Raw genomic sequence first — 15533 nt, 5'->3', positions numbered from 1 at the left:
GAATCACTTTATATTTTTATAATATGACAGAAAAGAAAACAACCGCCAGCAAGCCTGCTGACGACTTCATACGCATACAAGACCTGTGGGGGATTTTCATGCCCCGGTGGCACTGGTTTGCCCTCTCCCTGTTCGTAACCCTGGCGACAGCCGCCTTGTACCTGCTGGGCACCCCGAACATTTACACCCGTACCGCTGCCATTTTGGTGAAAGATGATTCCAAGGGAGGAACATCCACCAATGTGGTCAGTGAATTTTCTGACTTGGGTATCTTCAAGTCGAATACCAATATCAACAATGAGTTGCTCACCCTGAAATCGCCCACGCTGATGACCGAGGTGGTACAGCGGTTGGGATTAAACGAGACCTATACTGTCCGCAAAGGACTGAAAGATGTGGAATTATACAAAAGTTCGCCTTTAGCAGTCACCTATCGCCACTTGGATGAAACTCCTGTCGGTTTTACAATAGATATTTCATCCAAAGAAACGTTTGTCATATCCGACATGGAAGTAAACGGGAAAGCGTTTGGGGAAGATTTCTCCGGAAAGATGGGCGATTCCATCCGTACTGAAATAGGCACACTTGTCATCAATTTCACAAAATATTGGAACGATTCATTCGTGGGCACTTCCATACGTTATAGAAAAGGTAATGTGTGTGCCGTCACCGATTATTATACAGCCGCTTTGCATGCGGAATTGGGAAACGAGGATGCCACCATTATCAATCTGAGTATCAACGATGCCTCCATTCAGAAGGCTGAAGACATTCTGAACACCCTGATTGAAATGTACAACGAGAAATGGATTCAGGACAAGAACCAGATCGCCGTCAGTACTTCGCAGTTCATCGGTGACCGTCTGAGCGTGATCGAAAACGAGCTGGGCAATGTAGATGAGAACATCGCCGGTTACAAGAGTGAGCACCTGCTGCCGGATGTGCAGGCGGCATCCAGCCTCTACCTGTCCCAGTCCGCCGAGAACAAGAAGGAGTTGCTGGCACTCAACAGCCAGCTTTCCACCGCACAGTATATCCGGAAAGAGTTGAACAACAAGAAACTCAGCCAGCTGTTACCCACCAACTCCGGTATCGCTAATGTCAATATCGAGAGCCAGATCGGTGAATATAACACGATCGTGCTCGAACGTAACCGCCTGATCGCCAACAGTAGCGAGAAGAACCCTCTGGCAAAAGACATGGCTAACTCACTGCAAAGCATGCAGCGTACCATCATTCAGTCGGTGGACAACCTGATTGTTTCGCTCAATACCCAAATACGCAACATCCGCCAACAGGAAGCCACGACCACCAGCCAACTGGCTTCCAACCCGAACCAGGCGAAATATCTGCTTTCTGTGGAACGCCAGCAGAAGGTGAAGGAGGAACTGTATCTTTATCTGCTCCAGAAACGTGAGGAGAACGAGCTTTCACAGGCTTTCACCGCCTACAATACACGTGTGATTACCGCTCCGAGAGGCAGCATGCTTCCCACAGCCCCCCGAAAGATGAATATCCTTTTGGTGGCATTCGCCATCGGTCTGCTTGTTCCGGCGGTGATTATTTTCATGAAGGAAAACATGAATACCAAGGTGCGCGGGCGAAAGGATCTGGAAAACCTAAGCATTCCGTTCATCGGTGAGATCCCCCAATATCTCAGTGCTAAGAAGAAATTGGGATTCGATAAACACACACAGTCTGTCATGAAAGCCATCGTGGTGAAGGAAGGCAACCGTAACATTATCAATGAAGCGTTCCGCGTGTTACGTTCCAATATTGACTTTATGGCAGGCAAGGACAGCGGTCAGAACGTGTTCATGCTTACCTCGTTTAATCCTGGCAGCGGCAAGTCGTTCCTTGCCATGAACATTGCCATGAGCTTTGCCATCAAGAAAAAGAGAATATTGGTGATAGACGGTGACCTGCGTCACGGCTCCACCTCCTCCTACGTGGATTCCCCGAAGACTGGTTTAAGTGATTATCTGGGCAACCGTGTCAGTGACTGGAAGGAGATTATCGTGAAGGATGAAAAATACGACAACCTGCATATCATTCCTATCGGTACTGTTCCCCCAAACCCGACGGAACTGTTGGAGGACGGCAAACTGGCCACTTTGATAGAGGTGCTTCGCAGCGAGTATGACTATATCTTTATTGACTGTCCGCCTATCGATATCGTGGCCGATGCGCAGATCATCGAGAAACTGGCTGACCGCACCGTCTTTGTAGTCCGCAGCGGTTTATTGGACCGTAGCATGCTGCCCGAACTAGAAAATATTTACCAGGAGAAACGTTTCAAGAACCTCAGCGTGATACTGAACGGTACAGAAAGTGCCGGAGGCCGCTATGGCTATAGATATGGCTATCGCAACGGCTACTCTTCCTATTATGGAAATAAAGGAAAAATGGGGGGGGTAAATGGATGGTCATCAAGTGATTGATTTTGCATGTTATCGTTCTCGTAAGAACTTTTAATTTTAACTCAACTATCATGTGGCCCTTTCGTAAGACAATAACCTTCGCCCGGAGCGGTATCCTGAAAGGAATGACCGACTGTCACAGCCATCTCCTTCCGGGAGTGGATGACGGAGTGGGAACATTGGATGAATCACTCCGAATTCTAGATATGATGGAAAAGCATGGAGTCAGAAAGGTATGGCTCACGCCGCACATCATGGAGGACATCCCTAATGAAACTGTGACCTTGCAGGAAAAGTTCCAAGAATTGAAACGGAGTTATAACGGCACACTGGAACTTGCCTTGGCTGCGGAATACATGATGGACAATCTCTTTGAGGAACGGCTGGAAAAAGATGACCTGCTGCCCCTAGAGGAGGGGAAACGTTACCTGTTGGTGGAAACCTCCTATTTCAATCCACCAATGGAACTGCTCTCTGTCCTGCAACGCATCCAAAAGAAAGGTTATTACCCGTTGCTTGCACATTCGGAACGGTATGAATATATGCAGAAGAGGGATTATCAGGCCTTGAAGGAAGAGCATGTCTCCTTCCAACTCAATTTGCCCTCGTTGGCCGGAATGTACGGAAAACATGTACAGGAAAAGGCCGAAGCCCTGCTGAAAGCCGGAATGTACGACCGTACCGGTTGTGACATCCATGCCATAGGCTGTTACAAGACATTGGTCGCTTCGGCAGTAAAATCGGAAGTCATTGGAACCTTACAGAAACAAAGTGATCAATGATTGCAAATTTTGCATTGACGAGCCTTGTAATCCGAAAGGATGACCGCTGGAACAGGAACGTACTGCGCATCTTGAAACAAGGTGAACAATATCAGTTCAATGGCTATGGTGATGAGTGCAGGTCGCTTGAAAGGAATTTCTTTGCTGCGGGGGTGACAATAAGTGCCATTGTCGGCAAGAATGGAAGTGGCGGAAGAAATTATCTGGAAACGTAAGGCATGGGATAAGAGCTATATGAAGATGATGGAAAATCAATACGATGGGATGACCATAACTCCTTCCCTTCAGAAACGTATCATTTTTGGTTTTCTGGAGAATGAAACGGACATTCATCTACGTCCGTTGACTAAATTGCAACAAGACTTGTACAATCAACAGGATTTGGTATAATCTTTAATCTTAGAATAAAAGACACTGATATTTTTATATCCAATGTTGTTATGCATGGTTTCACTACGGCTCATGCCATAACAGCTATGGCTTTGGTCCAGACAGTGGTCGGATACGAAGCTGCATTAACAACATTGACGATAATCACGATTGTTCCTCTATCAAAGATTCTGTTGTCCTTCGTGTGAGGAATGGAACTTCTTCGTCATGCCCCCACAAGTATGTCTTAGGTGAAATAGAATAGATGCGATCAGGAAACCTCTTGATTATTAGTCAAATGTATAGTGCTTTGTGCTTACGATAAATTATAAACAATATACTTTTATGAATGTTCATCTTATAAGGGAAAACGAAAATCAAAATGATGGTTCTTATATCCACTTGTATCGGAATAAACAGATCGGTGCATGGTGTGCATACGGTTATTCCGCATACGGTTTACGTCTTTTTGATAAACAACAAGGCTACATGAATTTTCGTAGTTACTCAGACTGTCTTCAGATGCCGTGTACGGTTACATCCGGAGAATCCCTTGTTTCATTGTTGCAAGGTTCTGTTGAGGTAGGTTCACAAACTGAGACCTATATAAAGTTAAAAATGGCAGATACAATAAATTTTAATGCTTATCAGAAGTGGTTGCATAAGCTGAAAAAGGATGACCCGAATGATGATGCAATAATTGTCACCACACATGTCAGCCAATATGTGCCACGGGACAGTTTCATTCCCGATGGAATGTCCGCATTTGCGCGCAATGTAAAGCGTATCGGTGATTTTATCCTGTCATTGATTGCATTGATCATTTTTTCTCCGCTATTCCTGTTTTGCTACATTGCCATTCGCAGGGAAGATGGAGGAAGTGTCATCTTCAAGCAAGAACGTATCGGCAGATTCGGGCGCCCGTTCTACATATACAAATTCCGCTCCATGCGTCTGGATGCCGAGAAGTTCGGACCGCAGCTTAGTCATACCGGGGGTGAAAATGATTCCCGATTGACTAAGACCGGTCGTTTCATCCGGGCGCACCATTTGGATGAATTACCCCAACTCTACAATGTTCTGCGTGGCGATATGGCATTCATCGGTCCACGTCCGGAGCGTAAGTTTTATATCGACCAGATACTTGAACACGACAAGCGATATACTTATCTTTACCAAATCCGTCCGGGCGTAACATCATATGCCACACTATATAACGGCTATACGGATACGATGGAGAAGATGCTCCGACGTTTGGAATATGACCTTTATTATTTAGGACATCGCTCATGGTGGTTCGACTTTAAAATTCTGTTGAACACATTCTGTTCAATTGTACTCGGAAAGAAATTTTAAAAGATTAATAACTTATATAACAGATTGATAATGAAAGCTTGTTTTATGGGCTTGGGGTATATCGGATTGCCCACAGCCATTATCGCCGCCAAGCACGGCATTCAGATTACAGGAGTTGATATTAACCCCCGGTAGTGGATATGACGAATGCAGGACATCTGCATATCATTGAGCCGGGTATGGAGGAGATGTTGCAGGAGGTGGTGAATGCCGGCTCGTTGAAAGCTTCCATAAAGCCGGAGGTGAGCGATGCTTATTTTATGGTAGTTCCCACCCCGTTCAAAGGAAATCATGAACCGGACGTTAGTTATGTGGAAGCCGCTACACGTGCCGTATTGCCATTATTAAAGGAAGGCGACCTTTATGTCATCGAGTCCACTTCACCCGTAGGCACCACCGAAGCGATGGCCCGCCTCATTTTCAGCGAACGTCCTGAATTGGAAGATAGGATTTATGTGGCTTATTGTCCCGAACGTGTATTGCCGGGCAATGTGATTTACGAACTGATACATAACGACCGGGTCATAGGCGGTTTAAATCCTGAATCTACCGATAAGGCCATTGGATTTTATTCTCAATTCGTGCAGGGAACACTTCATAGAACCAACTGTCGTACTGCTGAAATGTGCAAACTGACGGAGAATTCCAGTCGGGATGTACAAATAGCCTTTGCGAATGAACTTTCCTTGATTTGTGACAAGGCCGGTATCAATGTGTGGGAACTTATCAATCTTGCCAACAAACATCCGCGGGTTAGCATCTTGCAGCCTGGTTGTGGCGTGGGAGGTCATTGTATAGCTATTGACCCTTATTTTATCACTGCTGATTTTCCAGCAGAGAGTAAATTGATTGCCGATGCCCGTGAAATTAACAACTACAAAAGTTTTTGGTGCGCAGAAAAAGTGAAAAATGCCATGCTGGAATTTGAACTGAAACATCATCGGAAACCGTGCGTTGCCATGATGGGGTTGGCTTTCAAACCGAATATCGACGATTTGCGCGAGAGTCCTGCAAAATATATTACCACGAAAGTGATGCAGAGTTGCAATAATGCCAATATCCTGGTTGTGGAACCCAATGTAAAGGAGCACCATGTGTTCAAGTTAACAGATTACAAAGAAGCCTACGACAAGGCGGACATCGTGGTATTCCTTACAGCACACACTCCGTTCAAAGAATTAGAATGGCGAGAGGATAAGGTGATATTGGACTTTTGTGGAATATTTAAAAAATAGTGAATATATGAATATTTTAGAACTGACAGGTATGAAATCGACTAAATACGGCGGAGTAGAATCCTACTTCGCTGAATTGGTCAAGATATGCCGTGTTGATAAATTTATTTTTGTATACGAGTCGATGCCAATCAGTGAAAACTATGTAAATGACATCAATAAGTGTGGGGGGGTAATACTTTGTAAACAAAGCATTTCCACATTTCAATATTTCAAATTTGTGATAGGTGTCATCAAACGTGAGAAAATAGACATTGTTCATTTTCATTTTGGAAGTTATCTTATTGCACCATTCTTGCGAATTCTGTTTCCCCGGATTCGGATTATTTCAACCCGTCATAGTGAAATCTTTGTTTCCAACAAACTTAAAAAATTATATCTGAAGTTCTGTTTTTTTCCTTTTGAAAGATTCCTTTGTGTCAGTTGTGGCGTAAAGAAAGAAATGATTGAAGGCGTAGGTTTTTCTTCAAAGAGTGAAGTCCTATACTTGGGAGTCCGGAAAAAAAAGATTGTCAACCCAAATCTGAAAAAAACATTGGACATACCAAAGGGGGTAGTCGTGTTGACTACAATCGGATTCAATATTCGTATCAAGGGATTCGATATACTTGTCAAAAGTATTCAGAGTCTGATGGACTCCAACAGACTTAAAAACGATATAATAGTGCTTGTCATCGGAATTAGCGAAAATTCTGAAGACAGTAATAGCTTGAGGCAATTGATTGCCGAGGCCGGATTGAATAGAAAGATTATGTCTTTGGGAATACGAAATGACATTAATGATATTTTGAATATTTCTGATATTTACTTGCAGCCTTCCCGTACAGAAGGACTTTCTCTTAGTATTATGGAGGCCCTAAACTATTCGTTGCCTGTTATTGGTACACGAGTTGGGGGCATTCCTGAAATCGTACATGAGGGAGAAAACGGATATCTTTTTGAAAAAGAGAATGTTGAAGAGCTTGCTGACAGGATTGAGATACTTGTCAATAATCGTGAAGTCCGAGAAATGATGGGTAGAAAATCAAAAGTAATATCCAGTCGGTTCACGCTTGCAGACGGTGTGGAAAAGTTAGCTTCTATATACCATCAGACCAATTGATTTGCCCCTGACACTCTATTGTCATTCAGGTTGCAATTGAGATTAAAAAATGTAGGATAGTTATAAATGCAGTCATCAAACAAACGCATAGCACGCAACACGTTAATGCTTTATATACGGACATTCGTAATGATGCCCGTATCTCTATATACTTCCAGGATTATATTGGAAGTGTTGGGAGAGAACGATTTTGGAGTATACAATGTTGTTGGCGGCTTTATCGCACTTCTGTCTTTTATTAATTCCGCAATGACAAAAGCCACCCAACGTTTTCTGAACGTGGAATTGGGAAAAGGCAATCATGACAGAGTCTCGAGGGTTTATTCCATGAGTCTTCTGATACATTTTGCAATAGCGGTATTTATCGGCTTCGTATTGGAAACTGTGGGGCTCTATTTCTTTGAAACAAAATTGAATATTCCTCCGGAAACACAAGATGCAGCACGGGTTGTGTACCATATTTCTGTAGTGACCGCTTGTCTTCATTTTATCAGGATTCCTGATGAGTCGAGCATTATTGCATATGAGAGGATGTCTTTTTTCGCTTATGTCAGCATCATTGAGGTAATGGCAAAATTGGGAACAGTATTTCTCCTTTTCTGGGCTGAAGACAATCGTCTGGTGTTGTACGCCGTTGCCCTTATGACCGTTGGGATATTGTTGAATATCATTTATGCCATTTATTGCAAGCGTAATTTCATGACTTGCAGATTCCGGTTCTATTTTGACAGAAAGCTGCTGAAAGAAATGCTTTTCTTTTCTTCATGGAGCCTTTTCGGCGGTATAGCCCATGTCGCATCCATACAAGGCATATCAATACTTTTGAATATTTTTTTCACGGTTGCTGTCAATGCGGCAATGGGGGTAGCCTCGCAAGTGTTCAGTGCTGTCAATACTTTGGTTACAAACTTTCAGAAAGCGGTGCAGCCACAGATTGTCCAGTCCTATTTTTCAGGGGATAAATCCAGATTTCTGGAACTTGTTTTCCGCTCGTCAAAATTCTCGTATTTCCTGCTCTTTTTCGTCGCTTATCCGTTGATTTTGATTTGTCGGCCTGTCGTCGAGTTATGGCTTGTCTGTGTCCCTCAATATACAGTACAGTTCATTCAGCTTTATCTCATCTTCCTGCTTATTGATGCATTATCCGGAAGTCTTTGGGTGTCATCTGAAACAATAGGCAATATAGCCAAGTATCAGTTTACCGTTTCTTCGATGATAATTATGAATATTCCGATTATATATATATTGTTCAAGTTCGGTTGCAGTCCCGTCTATGCGGTGATTGTCAGAATTGCCATCAATTTCATTACTCACTGTTACAGAATATTCTATCTCAAACACAAAGTGAATTTCCCGGTTAGGAGGTATGTCGTGGAAGTGATGTTTAGGTGTCTTTGGGTGTCGGTCTGCATCATTCCGGTCCCATTCTTTTTGCATAAATTTCTAACCTCAAGCTGGGGTAGCCATATACTTGTCGTATTGACCAGTCTTATCATTTCCGGACTTGTTATCTATAAATTCGGACTTGATGCTAAAGAAAGAGGGTTCGTAATCAGTACGGTAACAAATAAATTCATGTTCTTAAAAAAACAATAAAATGTAGGGAATAAAGGTGGTGGCAACAGTATACAATACACTCCGTTGCGGTTTGTATCCTTTTAAACAGCAGCTTGTTACGGGGCTTTTGGAATTCCTTAATTTGGTCAAATTACAATGTTTGTTACCGGCGGTTCGTTTCATGCGCTCGTTTTTTCATATGCCGTTCTTTGCTGTCAATAGAGATAAGGACAACTGCATGATTACTTTTCTCGATAATATCGGTTTGCAGAAACGTACTATCAGTGAAACAGATAAAGAGGAAAAATACAAAGAAGTTCTTTGGGCAGATTATAGTGCTGCGGATGTATTTCTTGCAGAAGAAAGGAAGAGGAACTTAAACTTTTGAAATAATGGAAAGGGACATTCGTATAGACATACTTAAAGGCATCGGCATAATCCTTGTCGTTTGGGGACATGCCACCGCAATCCTTATAAAGGAAATTTGTATTTTCCATATGCCTTTGTTTTTCTTTTTGGCCGGTATGTTTTATCATCCCAAACAAGGATTTATTCAATCAAGAGCAAAACGGTTGCTTATTCCCTTTGGGGAATATTCTCTGATATTCGCTGTATTTTATTTTAGCATGGGGTTGCAGGGAATACCGCTTGATAAACTGAGCATCCATCATATCGCCGCATTTGATGGTCCGTTGTGGTTCTTGGTCGCTCTTTTTTATATATGTGTCATATATTATTTTTGGGACAAAACCGTTAAGGAAAAAACGTTATTCTTATCGTTTCTTTTGTAATTGGGCTGGCTGTCGCATATTCCAAGATCAATTTGCCGTTTTATATCGGGCAGGGGCTGTTCTCTTTGCCATTCTATGCTGTCGGCAAATGGATGAACGACAAAGGGCTGACACAAGCAGAGGGGGCAATTAAAAAAGCAACCGTTATTGCTATAGCCGGATATATCATAGCGTTCTGCCGTTTGGCACATTATCAATTTGATATTTCGCAACTGAAATTTTCCAGTTTCCCGTTTATATTCTATGCCGGAGCTTTCTGTGCCATATATCTTTTGTTGAATTTCAAGCCTTTCAACAAGATAACAACTACAAACAGAATATTGGCATCTTTGGGAGCTAATTCACTCACGATAATGGCTATACACGCTCCTTTTCTGTGGTTGTTCAGGGATTTTATCAGAACAAACAGTAGCTTTTATAACACAAAACTGGGGGGTAATTTCAAACTTAATCACTTTTGTTATCTTCATAACATTGAGTTATTTAATTGCCCTTGGAATAGAACAATTAAAAAAACTGACAGCTAAAAATCATGGATAATCCGAAAGTATCAATCATTGTACCGATTTATAGAGTAGAGGAATATATTGAGCGGTGCGCTGAATCGTTGTTCGCCCAAACGTTTGATGACATTGAATACATCTTTGTGGATGATTGTTCTCCAGACAAGTCGGTGGAGATCTTGCAGAGAACTCTGGAAAAATATCCGCATCGAAAGAGGCTGACACGAATTGAGAGGTTGTCGTCGAACAGCGGCCTGCCCGCTGTTCGACGACAAGGGATTCAATTGGCCTCTGGTGATTACACGGTTCATTGCGATAGCGATGACTGGATGGATGTGCATGCCATAAAGGAACTATATACTTTTGCCCTATCCGGCCATTACGATATGGTCTTTTATGATTTCTATCGTAGTGATGGTGTTTCTACATATGCTTCCGCCCCGCGCAAGGTTTCTACCAATAATAAAGACTTCCTGATGTCATCATTGCTTTGCGGGCGGTTGATGGGGAGCTTGTGCGGCGCTTTGATCAAACGTAGTCTTTACGATGGGATAACATTTCCAAGGCAAAATATGAACGAGGATCTGGCGACGATAATCCAATTGGTTTGGAATAGCCGGAATGTAGGATACTTGATGAAACCATTTTATTACTATTTTTTTAATCCTGCGTCAATTACAAGTTATGGCAGTGCTGAGATCCAGATTAATAAACTCAATCAGCGTAAGGAGAATCTTGATCTGATTTTCACCTTTCTTCGCTCCAAAGGTATTTATGAAAAGTATACAGACGAGATAAATGCGCTGAAAGTTGGTTCAAGAATGTATCTTGATAGATATATGCTGATGCCGCGAATCCGTCGGATTTGGCACAATACATATCCGGAAATCAACAGTATTACAGTCATTCGTCACAGCAAGATGCGTACTCTCAGTAAAATCGAGTATTTCGGTTCTTTGCTTGGTGTATATCCCATATTCAAATACCTTAAAAATATATGGAAAGACTTAAGGAAATAGATATTATCAGGACGTTCGTAATCATTCTGCTCGTGCTCTATCATGCTCTTGCGCCCTATTGCGGTGGTTGGGATATGCCTTCCTACGCCCAACCCAATGAAGGATTTTATTGGGGAGGAAAACTGGCATACAGTGGGATGCTGGAAACTTTTGTCCTGATTTCCGGGTATGTATTTGCCTTTTCGCTCCAAAAGAAAGTCATTTCTTTCCGATTATTACTAGCCGGTAAGCTGAAACGGCTGTTTGTACCGTGTATGTGTTGGGGCATTATCATGACATTGATATTCTTTGGTCCGTCAAAACTTCTTAATCTGGAACATTTTTGGAAAATTATTGGGGGATACGGACATCTTTGGTTTCTTCCGATGCTCTTTTGGTGCTTTTTAATGGAATATGGCATACAGCACTGTCTCAAGGGACGTAACTTGATGTTAGTACTCATGATTATTGCTATTCTGCCTTGGCCGGGAATTCCGTTCCGTTTTAATCAATCGCTTTATTATCTGCTTTTTTTTCCATCTTGGTGGAATTTTCTTTAGAAATCGTGAGCGGCTGAGAACTGTCAATTGGTCAACAATATGCATTTTATCGGCTGTTTATATGGGGTTATTCATTGCGGTAACATTGGTTTTGGGAATGGACGGGATGCGTCCGGAACTGGCATCGGACTTGAAAGTAAAAGTTTTAATCCTGTTTGTCCACCATACTCTTAAAATGGTAAGCTATGGATTAGTCACAATTATCTATGTCGCTGTATTTATAAAACTGGAAGACAGATGCAATGGAAAACTATACACTGTATGCCGAAGTATCGCAATGAATTCGATGGGAATATATGTGATGCAAGAAATAGTTCTGAGACTTATCTATTATAGAATGGGGGGGTATTTTTGTATACCAAAGAGTTAACTCCGTTGGTCGCCTTCGTGGGCACTTTCATCGTCTGCTATGTATCAAGTGTGATTATAGCCGGATGCAAATACACCAAATTTCTGTGTTAGTATGAATGTGTCCTATTTTATTTACCTAATAAATTACAACGATGAAATATCATTACGAGGCAGTTCCGGTACTGTTCAATATACTTCTGTTTTTTCTTATGCTGTATCCGTTTCCGAATGTGTATAGATATGGCTGTGAATTTAGAAAACGATATACAGACATCTTGGATTATGCAGTATACGGTGTCCTGCTGATACTGTTTTGCACTTTCGGCTATGCGGACAACGATTTCTATCACTACGAGGGGCTTTTCAAACGTATCTGTTCAACCGGATTAAACGTGCATCTTGAACCCGTTTACTATTGGTTGATACGGAATGTCACTTCAAACTATCTGGTATGGCGGTTTATAGTGTGGAGCGGAACGGTGATTTTGTCGTTATGGACAATAAAACGGCTCAAACTTGATGTGAGGATAGGATTGCTGATATTTGTGCTGTTTTATATCAACATTATTTCAGTAATGCGCGGAAATTTGGGAATTGCCATACTGTTTTTTGGCTTTTCATTCATTATCAGGCCCTCTCATAATAGGTTATTGTCATTCCTATTCGGTTGTTTGTTGATTTTCTGTTCATTCTTCTTTCACAAAAGTATGTTGTTTTCGATTGCTGCACTTTCGGTAACACCTTTTTATCTGAATAGGAAAACGGTAAAAATCAGTCTTGTCATATTCCCTTTCCTGACCGTTGTGACTACTTTACTGCTGGATTATATTATTATGAACGGACTCATCGGTTTTGATATAGCAGACATGAATATAGGGAGCTCGATGACGGGATATGCGAGCGGCACAATGCGGCAGTCGAATATTTTTGGTAAACTGAACCAAATGATAACCTATATGCCGGTATACGCATCTTTGGCTCTTATGACTAAGAAGATAGTTTTTGAAGAAATTGATGTTCCACGGTATATAAAGGCATTGTTCATCTATTGGTATGCAATAACTTATATTGCCAGTCTGTTTTTCTTCCAAGAAACTTCGGTATGGCTCTTTATACGTTTCATAATGATGAGCTATTTTCCTCTTTGTATTGTTGTGGGTTATTATTATTCTAATTTCAAGATGACACGCGAGAAAAGAATCTTGATGCTTTTGGCAATCCTTCCTATCTGTTATAAACTTTTCTATGCCTTCTATAAGAGGTTGGTATGGGAAGGGTACGTCTTTTTCTGACATGTTTCGTTAGTTTACACGTATTAGGATCACAATAAAAAAATTAAAAAACAATCTGAATGAAAATCTTAGAAATAATTCCTCAACTTAGCAGTGGCGGCGGAGAGCGGTTTGTGGTTGACTTGTGCAATGAGTTGTCGAAAGAACATGATGTGACATTGATGGTTTTGCACTCACTTGACAAGGTGGATTTCTATTTGAAAGAGGTATCGAATAATGTAAGGGTGGTATCGATGAACAAACGGATGGGACTTGACATCGGTTTGTTATTTAGAGTATATAGATATATCCGTAGAGAAAAGCCTGATGTGGTGCACACGCATTTGCGTGCTATTATGTATATTGCTTTCGCAATCATGCGAAAGAATGGCGTTATGCACTGTCATACAGTGCATTCCGCTGCTGATAAAGAAGCCGGAGGCTCCTTTATCAGCAGCGGAATGCGGAAGTTCTGTTTTCATCATGGGTGGATTACACCCATTACCATTTCCGCCGAATCACTACATAGCTTCCGAAAATATTATGGAATGGATGCTCCTATGATTTTCAATGGGCGCAATGTGGATGCTGGTATGCTTGTTTCAGACGAGGTCAAGGAACAATTTAAACAGTATAGACATACAAATAAGACGCGAGTACTGATAAGTCTCGCACGTATTGACCCTGTGAAACGGCAAACTCTCTTGGCACGTGTGGTAATGCGGTTAAAACGGGAAGGATACGACCTCACTGTATTGTTTATCGGAGGTGAACGTGATGCACAGATGACCGCGGAATTGCGTTCGTACAACGATGAAGCAATACAATTACTTGGAGAACTGCACAATCCGCTTGAATACCTTAAAATGGGAGATGCTTATGCACTTTGTTCCTCGTATGAGGGGATGCCTATTTCGTTGATAGAGGCTATTGGTGTTGGCTGTATACCGGTATGCACACCTGTGGGCGGTATAGTAGATGTGGTACACAACGGTGAAAACGGTTTTCTGAGTGACGGTATCGGTGAAGAATCTTATTACAAAACGGTAAAGAGATTTCTATTCCTCACTGATGTACAGCTTAAAGACATGAAGCAAAAAGCTCTTGCCACTTATGGTCCATTCAGTATGTACGAATGTGCTCGCAACTACGTAAGACTTTTCGAGAAAGGAATAAAGAAATGAAACGGAAAAAATTACTCGTTGTAGGCTCAATTCCCGATGAGAGCAACTTATTGAATTATGGAGGTGCGACGGTGTTGATGAAAAACTATCTTGACTATCTAGCCTCTCAGTCTGAATATGAATATAGGTTTGTACAAAACAACCGGTATTCAAATCTTCGCACTCGCCAGCGTAGTATGTGGCGCAATTATTCATACTTTTTCCCGGCATTTTTGTGGAGACTGTTTGGGTGCGATATTGTAATGTTCAATTTTTCTGATCATGGTACAATTTATTATTTCCCATTATTGAGCAAAATAGCTCGTTTGGCACACAAAAAAGTCGTACTACGTAAATTCGGAGGTTCATTTGAGTTCTACATAAAGAAAATTGGTCAAACCCAATTACAACGGGCACTTGATGCTATCAGACAAACAGACTTGATATTCTTTGAAACCCAACAGGGTATTACACACCTACAACAGTTAATAGGAAAGAGTGACAATATACATTGGTTCCCTAATGTGCGTAAAGCTTCAACAATACGAAAGAACCCCTCAGACTTTCATGGCAGATGTGTTTTCATGTCGCATATCAACAAAGAAAAAGGGATAGAAGATCTTATAGCGGTATCCAAACTGTTACCTTCGAATTATACCCTTGATATATATGGTGAGATAAAAGAGGATAAATATCGCAATATCAACTTCAACGAAAGCGGAATAACATACCATGGGGTTGTCTCTTCCGAACAGGTTTTAAAAACTTTAGTAGAATATGATTTACTGCTATTACCTTCTTATCGCGAGGGCTACCCGGGCATTATCATCGAAGCTATGTCTGTAGGCATTCCTTGCGTATCAACCTATGCAGGTGGAATACCTGAAATCGTAGAAGACGGTTACAATGGTCGTTTAGTAATTCCCGGTGATGTAGATGCGATAAAACAAGCTATCTTATCGATTAACGCAACAAACTATTCTCAATATTCAGGGAATGCCTTGAAGAAATTTGAAGAAGAGTTTGAATCTGATAAGACGAATAAACGCATACTTGAAATTATAATGCACTAAAT

General features: G+C 41.6%; 14 protein-coding genes and 2 pseudogenes. All 16 read left to right on the top strand.

The window, feature by feature from the left end; all coding sequences use genetic code 11:
* Nucleotides 1-23 precede the first annotated feature (23 nt).
* A complete protein-coding gene (locus NXX38_RS02250) occupies nt 24-2441 on the top strand; it encodes a polysaccharide biosynthesis tyrosine autokinase (protein WP_005634564.1) in 2418 nt (805 codons plus the stop codon).
* Between the two features lie 50 nt (nt 2442-2491).
* Nucleotides 2492-3202 (top strand): tyrosine-protein phosphatase, encoded by a 711-nt coding sequence (locus NXX38_RS02245; RefSeq protein ID WP_005634560.1) that lies wholly within the window; start codon nt 2492-2494, stop codon nt 3200-3202.
* Nucleotides 3199-3417 carry a hypothetical protein gene (locus NXX38_RS02240; protein ID WP_005634557.1) on the top strand — a complete coding sequence of 73 codons (219 nt, stop codon included), beginning with the start codon at nt 3199-3201 and terminating at the stop codon, nt 3415-3417. Before NXX38_RS02245 ends, NXX38_RS02240 begins: the two co-directional genes overlap by 4 nt.
* Entirely contained in the window at nt 3371-3592 is a 222-nt protein-coding gene (locus NXX38_RS02235) for a hypothetical protein (RefSeq protein ID WP_227945686.1), read from the top strand. The genes NXX38_RS02240 and NXX38_RS02235 overlap by 47 nt, the downstream gene beginning before the upstream one ends.
* 735 nt (nt 3593-4327) lie before the next feature.
* Nucleotides 4328-4927 (top strand): sugar transferase, encoded by a 600-nt coding sequence (locus NXX38_RS02230; RefSeq protein WP_085931221.1) that lies wholly within the window; start codon nt 4328-4330, stop codon nt 4925-4927.
* A 30-nt stretch (nt 4928-4957) separates the two neighbouring features.
* Nucleotides 4958-6162, top strand: a pseudogene (gene wecC, locus NXX38_RS02225) (UDP-N-acetyl-D-mannosamine dehydrogenase).
* Between the two features lie 7 nt (nt 6163-6169).
* Nucleotides 6170-7264 carry a glycosyltransferase family 4 protein gene (locus NXX38_RS02220; protein WP_227945685.1) on the top strand — a complete coding sequence of 365 codons (1095 nt, stop codon included), beginning with the start codon at nt 6170-6172 and terminating at the stop codon, nt 7262-7264.
* Nucleotides 7265-7330: 66 nt separating this feature from the next.
* Nucleotides 7331-8860: an oligosaccharide flippase family protein gene (locus NXX38_RS02215; RefSeq protein WP_032596391.1), complete on the top strand. Its 1530-nt coding sequence runs from the start codon at nt 7331-7333 to the stop codon at nt 8858-8860.
* Nucleotides 8861-8879: 19 nt separating this feature from the next.
* Nucleotides 8880-9209, top strand: a complete 330-nt coding sequence (locus tag NXX38_RS02210; RefSeq protein ID WP_005649017.1) for a hypothetical protein — start codon at nt 8880-8882, stop codon at nt 9207-9209.
* Nucleotides 9210-9213: 4 nt separating this feature from the next.
* The gene (locus NXX38_RS02205) at nt 9214-9612 is read left to right on the top strand and encodes an acyltransferase family protein (protein ID WP_005634540.1); all 399 of its coding nucleotides are present in this window, start codon (nt 9214-9216) and stop codon (nt 9610-9612) included.
* 32 nt (nt 9613-9644) lie between these two features.
* Entirely contained in the window at nt 9645-10139 is a 495-nt protein-coding gene (locus NXX38_RS26865) for an acyltransferase family protein (protein WP_409012841.1), read from the top strand.
* A 5-nt stretch (nt 10140-10144) separates the two neighbouring features.
* Nucleotides 10145-11134: a glycosyltransferase family 2 protein gene (locus NXX38_RS02200; protein WP_005862857.1), complete on the top strand. Its 990-nt coding sequence runs from the start codon at nt 10145-10147 to the stop codon at nt 11132-11134.
* A pseudogene (locus NXX38_RS26860) lies at nt 11113-12043 on the top strand (acyltransferase family protein). Before NXX38_RS02200 ends, NXX38_RS26860 begins: the two are co-directional and overlap by 22 nt.
* A 133-nt stretch (nt 12044-12176) precedes the next feature.
* On the top strand, nt 12177-13316 hold the full coding sequence (locus NXX38_RS02185) for an EpsG family protein (protein WP_005634536.1): 1140 nt from the start codon (nt 12177-12179) through the stop codon (nt 13314-13316).
* 59 nt (nt 13317-13375) lie between these two features.
* Complete coding sequence (locus NXX38_RS02180) at nt 13376-14479, top strand: glycosyltransferase (RefSeq protein ID WP_005634535.1); 1104 nt, start codon at nt 13376-13378, stop codon at nt 14477-14479.
* A complete protein-coding gene (locus NXX38_RS02175; protein WP_005634534.1) occupies nt 14476-15531 on the top strand; it encodes a glycosyltransferase family 4 protein in 1056 nt (351 codons plus the stop codon). Before NXX38_RS02180 ends, NXX38_RS02175 begins: the two co-directional genes overlap by 4 nt.
* The last annotated feature ends 2 nt before the right edge of the window (nt 15532-15533 follow it).

Source organism: Bacteroides sp. BFG-637, assembly GCF_024793605.1.
Lineage (GTDB): Bacteria > Bacteroidota > Bacteroidia > Bacteroidales > Bacteroidaceae > Bacteroides > Bacteroides vicugnae.
The sequence above is the reverse complement of the archived record's forward strand: the minus strand, read 5'-3'. Positions and strand labels throughout refer to the sequence as shown.

What these genes read in the sequence shown, in the direction of transcription:
- NXX38_RS02250 (WP_005634564.1), top strand. Translation starts at nt 24, where the DNA reads ATGACAGAAAAGAAAACAACCGCCAGCAAGCCTGCTGACGACTTCATA.
- NXX38_RS02245 (WP_005634560.1), top strand. Translation starts at nt 2,492, where the DNA reads ATGTGGCCCTTTCGTAAGACAATAACCTTCGCCCGGAGCGGTATCCTG.
- NXX38_RS02240 (WP_005634557.1), top strand. Translation starts at nt 3,199, where the DNA reads ATGATTGCAAATTTTGCATTGACGAGCCTTGTAATCCGAAAGGATGAC.
- NXX38_RS02230 (WP_085931221.1), top strand. Translation starts at nt 4,328, where the DNA reads ATGTCCGCATTTGCGCGCAATGTAAAGCGTATCGGTGATTTTATCCTG.
- NXX38_RS02220 (WP_227945685.1), top strand. Translation starts at nt 6,170, where the DNA reads ATGAATATTTTAGAACTGACAGGTATGAAATCGACTAAATACGGCGGA.
- NXX38_RS02215 (WP_032596391.1), top strand. Translation starts at nt 7,331, where the DNA reads ATGCAGTCATCAAACAAACGCATAGCACGCAACACGTTAATGCTTTAT.
- NXX38_RS02205 (WP_005634540.1), top strand. Translation starts at nt 9,214, where the DNA reads ATGGAAAGGGACATTCGTATAGACATACTTAAAGGCATCGGCATAATC.
- NXX38_RS02200 (WP_005862857.1), top strand. Translation starts at nt 10,145, where the DNA reads ATGGATAATCCGAAAGTATCAATCATTGTACCGATTTATAGAGTAGAG.
- NXX38_RS02185 (WP_005634536.1), top strand. Translation starts at nt 12,177, where the DNA reads ATGAAATATCATTACGAGGCAGTTCCGGTACTGTTCAATATACTTCTG.
- NXX38_RS02180 (WP_005634535.1), top strand. Translation starts at nt 13,376, where the DNA reads ATGAAAATCTTAGAAATAATTCCTCAACTTAGCAGTGGCGGCGGAGAG.
- NXX38_RS02175 (WP_005634534.1), top strand. Translation starts at nt 14,476, where the DNA reads ATGAAACGGAAAAAATTACTCGTTGTAGGCTCAATTCCCGATGAGAGC.